Origin of the sequence: Neobacillus vireti (assembly GCF_036962465.1) — a bacterium.
In the GTDB taxonomy this organism is placed as follows: Bacteria; Bacillota; Bacilli; order Bacillales; family Cytobacillaceae; genus Neobacillus; species Neobacillus vireti_B.
The window spans coordinates 22,116-28,115 of record NZ_JBALNF010000080.1; the positions used below are offsets into that span (position 1 = coordinate 22,116).

Genomic DNA, 6,000 nt, shown 5'->3' on the forward strand with positions numbered 1-6,000 from the left:
TTGGATTTATTTCACTTATCACTCAGTACCGTCACTACATTTTTAAATGTTACATTTGAAGGCATTTCGAGAATGGTGGTGAAATTATGAAACAAAAAATATCTGATGTCCAATTGGTCCTCTTGGTTGCCAATTTAATCTTTGCCGGGCCTGTCATCAGCCTGCCACAAATTATTTTACAACAAGGTGATCAAAATGCCTGGGTTGTGCCGATTATCATGTATCCTATCTTAATATCTCTGGTTTTTATTGTTTTTGGGAAAAACAAAAATATAGAATGGTTACAAAACGTTCTTTTAATTGGCAGCAAAAGTAAATGGATTGAAAAGGCCTTTATCATGCTTTTCCTTCTGTTTGTTATTTTCACCATCGTCAGGGATTTAAGAGGTATGATCGACTTTGTTGCGACCGTCCTTTTACCAACGACACCAAATGATATCTTAATGGTTCTTTCCATGTTAGTAATTGTTTATATCGCTATATCTGGGCTTGAGGTGGTAGCTAGAGTCACCGGGATCACTTTTTCGATATTATTTATCATTGTGGCCATGCTGCCGTTCTTACTAATGAATGAATGGAATTTCGGCAATCTGCAGCCTCTGTTCGGATGGGAATCTATTCCGGCAATTCTAAGAGCCTTTTATGTCACCTTCTCTTGGATGGGGGAGATTTTCTTTTTTTTAATCATTATTTCTAATATCAATCCAGCAAAAAAAGCACGACGAGCTGTCATTATTGGAACAGGGCTTGGATTATTTCTTTTCTTTGTGGTCCTGTTTTCGTCTTTGGCGGTTTTAGGAACAAGAATCATCCGTGAATCTACCTATCCAAGTCTTATGCTTATTCAACAAATTAATATTACCGATTTTCTCGATCGGCTTGATTTAGTCATCACTGTTGCGTGGCTCCCAACTATTTTTACAAAGGTTGCTTTTCTTCTTTATGCAATCAATCACTGTTTTAGCTATCTTTACAAAGGAAATACGAATAAGTTCTTATTTCCTATTTCCTTTATAATCGGGTATTTATCGATCCTCATGTTTAAGAATACTATGGACCTTTTACGTTTTTCTTTCTATACTTGGAATATTATCGGTCTTATTTTACAGCTGATGTTACTCTTTATCTTTCTTTTTGTTAAAAGAAATGTAAAAATGAGGGTAGAACACAATGAGGCTAAAACGTAGAAATTTTAAGTTATGGGTATCTGATTACTAGTCGAAGAAAAAATGAGGGAGAGCCACTTCTCCTTCATTTTTTATGTTACATTATAATAAAAAATGTGAGGTACAGGAAATGGAAAAGGGTCTATCAGGAAAACGAATTGTGGTTGGCGGTACACGCAAACTTGACGAAATCAGTACATTAATTGAGAAACAAGGCGGTATACCTGTTATACGTTCTCTGCAGGGGACCGTATTTTTAGCTGAAAAGGAAGTAGAGCCGGGGCTGCTTGAATTTATCGAAAGGGGTACCGATTGGGTTATTTTTACAACGGGAATCGGGATCGACACCCTGATTAATATTGCAGCAAAGCTGGGATTAGAAGAAGCTTTTATCAATAAAATCCGCAATGCTATGGTTGCTTCTCGGGGATATAAAACGCTGGCAGCCCTAAAAAAATTAGCGATCAAACCGATTGCTGTATCTGATGATGGGACAACAAAAGGTCTAGTTCGTGCCTTTGAAGGAATTGACTTTAGCGGAAAACGAGTCATGGTTCAGCTTCATGGAGAAACGGCACCGGTTCTAACTCAATTCCTTGAAGACCAAGGTGCAGTGGTTCAAAAAATACTGCCATATCAACATATTGAACCAGAAGTGGAAACGGTAAAGACTTTATGCCAGGAACTTATCGCCGATGAGTGTGATGCCGTTTGTTTTACAACCGCTGTTCAGGTTCGTTCCCTTTTCGATTATGCTAGGAAAACGAATAGTTATAAAGATATCGTTAAAGCTTTTAAGGATCAAACACTAGCCGTTGCAGTTGGAAAAGTAACTTTAGAAGCCCTTAAAGAAGAAGGAATCGACCGTGTTCTAGCACCAGAAAACGAACGAATGGGTGCGATGATCATTACTCTGGCGAATTATTATTTGAAGGCTGACAGTTAACTTATAATCTAGCAAAGCATTCGTTTTGGATTCGGATGCTTTTTTCTTTTTCAAACGAACGTGCTATAGTATCTAAAGGAATTGCCCTTAAAGGAAGAGAAATAATGACAACAGTAATTTCTTATTTAAAGGAGTGGCAGCAAGCCCTCCAGAATGAAATCAATTATTTAAAAAGGTTCGGCAGCAACAAATTCTTGGTTAGCAATGGTCGTCTGTTATCAACGGAAGGTTCTTTTTCTTATTATTTTGAAACATCGACTTCATTACGGATACCAGTTGGTTCTACCATTAGACTCGAGTGGGGTGGGATGTCACAAAATGGACGGATCCTGTCTTCTGAAGGAATCGGGGTTATCATAGCGCTGGAACAATCGTTTGGCGACTTAATATCAGAAGCCACTTTGTACCATGATCCGTGGGAATTGCTTGAGCAGCTAATAGAACGACTTGATGAAATCAAGAAAGATAAACAAAAGCGGCTGCGGATCAAGAAATTAATGGATCCATCGATGTCGGCACAACATCCTGTTGAAAAAATAAAGAGCACTGTTCATGAGCTAGTGCTGCGTTCAAAATATAATCCGGTTACCTTTGTCTGGGGTCCGCCCGGTACAGGTAAAACCTATACGCTCGCGAGAACGGCAGCCAATAAATACTTTCAAGAAAAGCGCGTCCTTATTCTTTCACACAGTAACCAGGCTGTGGACGTTCTGATTGGTGAACTTTACGATTTTATTAAAAAGAAAAATCGGTTCCGTGAAGGCGATGTCCTTCGCTATGGATTTGGTACAAGTGAACAGCTTGCCGATCGGGAAGCGGTTACGACAAGCGAATTACTTGAAAAGCAAGATCCGGGTCTTGCCGAAGAAAAGGTGATTTTATTCGAAGAGCGGAAGCATTTAAAGCAGGACATTGCACGCTCATTCAGTAAGAGAGATACCAATCAGCTATTAGAGCTTGAAACGAAGATTGCCAGAGTATTGGATAAGATACGTCAAAAGGAGATTCAATTTGTTGAAGATGCCTTTGTAGTCGGAACCACGCTCGCCAAGGCAGCAAGTGATCCGGCTATTTATGAAAAAAACTTTGATCTCGTGATTGTCGATGAAGCGAGTATGGCTTATGTGCCACAAGCGGCATTTGCTGCGGCACTTGGCAAACGGGTGATTGTCTGCGGCGATTTTAAGCAGTTGCCGCCAATCGCTGCCTCAAGAGACCCTTTAGTGATGAAGTGGTTGAAAGAAGATATTTTTCACCGCGCCGGTGTGGTGGACTGGGTAAATGACGGCAAACTGCATCCTCATCTCTTCTTACTAAAAAAACAACGGCGGATGCATCCGGATATCTCGGCCTTCACGAATCATTATATTTATCATTCACTCGTGGGAGACCATGAGAGTGTTTGGAAAAGCAGGAATCAAATTGTTGAAAGTGCCCCATTTCCGGGGCGTTCATCCATTCTTGTTGATACCAGTTTTACAGGAGCTCACTGTCTAACGGAACGGACCTCGCAATCGAGAATAAATATCTGGCAGGCGTTATTATCGTTTCAGCTTATCCATGAATCCTATTTAAGTGGGCTGAGGTCGATTGGCTATGTGACGCCATACCGGGCCCAAGCCCAATTAATGGAGTTGATCCTGGATGATTTATATGAAAAGGAACGGATCACAGCCGATATTATTGCTGCCACGGTTCATCGTTTTCAGGGCAGCGAGCGAGATGTAATGGTCTTTGATACAGTCGAGGGCGGGCCCCAAACTCGGGCTGGTATGTTAGTTACTGGCAAGGATAGTGAACGGTTAATTAATGTGGCGATCACGAGAACCAAGGGGAAGTTTATCCATGTAAGTAATCAAGTCTATATCAGGCGGCACGTTTTTCAAGGGAAGACCTTGAGGCAGCTTGTGGACCATCAGGTGAAAAAACAGCAAATGGTGGAAACGAAAGATATTGGAACGTGGATTAGACATCATCATTCTAAATTGCAATGGATGCATGCCAGAAAACTAGAAAAGGTATTTCAGGATATTGATTCTGCTCGAAGGTCGATTGTCATATCGTTACCTGCCCAAACTAGATTGACCAAAGAATGGATAGAGAAGGTAAAAAATCGAAACAAATCTCTAAAACTAACCGTGGTATCTGAAGATGACTGGCTCGAGCTGCATCCTGATCAACGGGTTGCTGAGTGTTTGTCGTTTCCATTTATCATGTTAGACGAGCAAGTGTTGTGGCTGGGAATCCCTGTAGAAGGAGCAAAAGAAGTCCAGCCGCCTTACGTAGCGGCAAGACTAGAGTCAGAAAAGGTTTCTGAGTATCTTTTAAGTCAAATCATAACGCAACAGTAAATGCTAGCAGGATGTCTTCCTGCTAGTTTCTGTTTTACTAAGGTTTTAACTTTGGTAAACTTAGGGAGGAAAACAGTCGGACAAAAAGGAGAATGGAGCAAGTTGAAGCGTGATCAAGCAATCATTATCGGCGGGGGAATGGCAGGAAAGTTAATTGCCGCGGCAATATCGCCCTATTTTCATAGTGTTCTAATTTTAGAGAAAGACCCAAAGCCGGAAAATAAGAACACCGTTAGGAAAGGAATTCCGCAAGCAAACCACATTCATGCTCTCCTTCATGCAGGAGACCAGGCATTAGAAAGACTATTTCCCGGCTTTCAAAATGATATGGTCAACCGGGGATCGATTAAAATAGATTCACTAAAGGATTTGGCTTGGTTCCATCATGGGGTTTGGAAACTTCGGTTTCCCAGCGAGGATTCGACTCTACTACAAACAAGACCCTTGCTTGAATCGTATGTGGAGGAGAAGGTAGGTGAAATTGAAAATGTCACTTATACATACGGAATAAAGGTAGAATCGTTTATTTTAACGGACGATCACAGCGGAGTCCGCGGAGTAGAAATTCTTCAGGAAAACAAAACTAAAACGATCTTTGGAGATTTAGTAATTGATACAAGTGGTACCGCCTCGTTTACGAAAGGCTGGCTCGCAAAGCTGGGGGAATTGGTACCAGAGGAAAAAGTTGACATAGGTCTTTGTTATGCCACCAGGAAATTCACATTACCAGAGGCTCCGAAGGACTTTAAAATTAAAATCATTTACCCCGACCCAGCTGCTAAGGAGACAATGGGGGGAACCTTGTCATTGGTCGAAAACAATCAATGTTTTGTAACGCTAAATGGTTATTTACAAACATTAAATCCTGCTGAGGTGAAAGACGCTGAAGGCTTTATAAATAAAACGTCATGTTTACCGCTTCCTGATATATTTGAAGAGATACAAGCAGGAACCTCTGAAACGGAAACAGCCATATACCAAGTTCCGCAAATTAGGTGGTGCCACTTTGAACGCGTGAGTTTACCTGATGGATTACTAGTGGCGGGTGATTCACTGTGCCGCATCGATCCGGTGTTTGGACAAGGGATGAGTATAGCCGCATTAGAAGCCCTGGCAATTGGCGATTACTTCGCTGCCGCTTCACCAATGGGCGATATGAAAAAATTACAGAAAAAATTAGCGAAAATCATTGCTCCTGTTTGGTTAATGGTCATTAGTGAGGATTTTCGATATGAAGGGGTTAAAGGGAAAAAACCAATTGGCTTAAAGGTGTTGCAATGGTATGTTAAACAGATTTTCTTATTATCAGCAAAAAATAAAACAATTTATAAAGATTTAGTAAAAGTGACAAATCTAGTACGTCCGCCAACCATTCTATTTAAACCATCAACAATAAAGGAAGTTTTAAAACATAAATAAATGATGAGAGAATAGGTAGATTCATAATAGTTAGAAAACATCCTGCTTTTTCTGTTTTTCCATCTTGACAATTTGCCCATTTCTATAGATAATCAAATAAATAAAAATAGTAAATGGT

Annotated in this window: 4 protein-coding genes; all 4 read left to right on the forward strand. The window is 40.4% G+C overall.

What is annotated here, in order from left to right; translation table 11 throughout:
• The first annotated feature begins 86 nt into the window (after positions 1-86).
• The 4 genes from V7077_RS26150 to V7077_RS26165 all read left to right on the forward strand — a co-directional run bounded on the left by V7077_RS26150 (position 87) and on the right by V7077_RS26165 (position 5,882).
• Positions 87-1,187, forward strand: a complete 1,101-nt coding sequence (locus V7077_RS26150) for a GerAB/ArcD/ProY family transporter (RefSeq protein WP_335507412.1) — start codon at positions 87-89, stop codon at positions 1,185-1,187.
• 109 nt (positions 1,188-1,296) lie between these two features.
• Positions 1,297-2,112, forward strand: coding sequence for a uroporphyrinogen-III synthase (locus V7077_RS26155; RefSeq protein WP_335507414.1), 816 nt, complete (start codon positions 1,297-1,299; stop codon positions 2,110-2,112).
• Between the two features lie 104 nt (positions 2,113-2,216).
• Positions 2,217-4,463 (forward strand): AAA domain-containing protein, encoded by a 2,247-nt coding sequence (locus tag V7077_RS26160; RefSeq protein ID WP_335507416.1) that lies wholly within the window; start codon positions 2,217-2,219, stop codon positions 4,461-4,463.
• Between the two features lie 102 nt (positions 4,464-4,565).
• Positions 4,566-5,882 (forward strand): FAD-dependent oxidoreductase, encoded by a 1,317-nt coding sequence (locus V7077_RS26165; RefSeq protein ID WP_335507418.1) that lies wholly within the window; start codon positions 4,566-4,568, stop codon positions 5,880-5,882.
• The last annotated feature ends 118 nt before the right edge of the window (positions 5,883-6,000 follow it).

Coding starts and splice junctions, on each gene's coding strand:
- V7077_RS26150 (WP_335507412.1), top strand. CDS start 87: ATGAAACAAAAAATATCTGATGTCCAATTGGTCCTCTTGGTTGCCAAT.
- V7077_RS26155 (WP_335507414.1), top strand. CDS start 1,297: ATGGAAAAGGGTCTATCAGGAAAACGAATTGTGGTTGGCGGTACACGC.
- V7077_RS26160 (WP_335507416.1), top strand. CDS start 2,217: ATGACAACAGTAATTTCTTATTTAAAGGAGTGGCAGCAAGCCCTCCAG.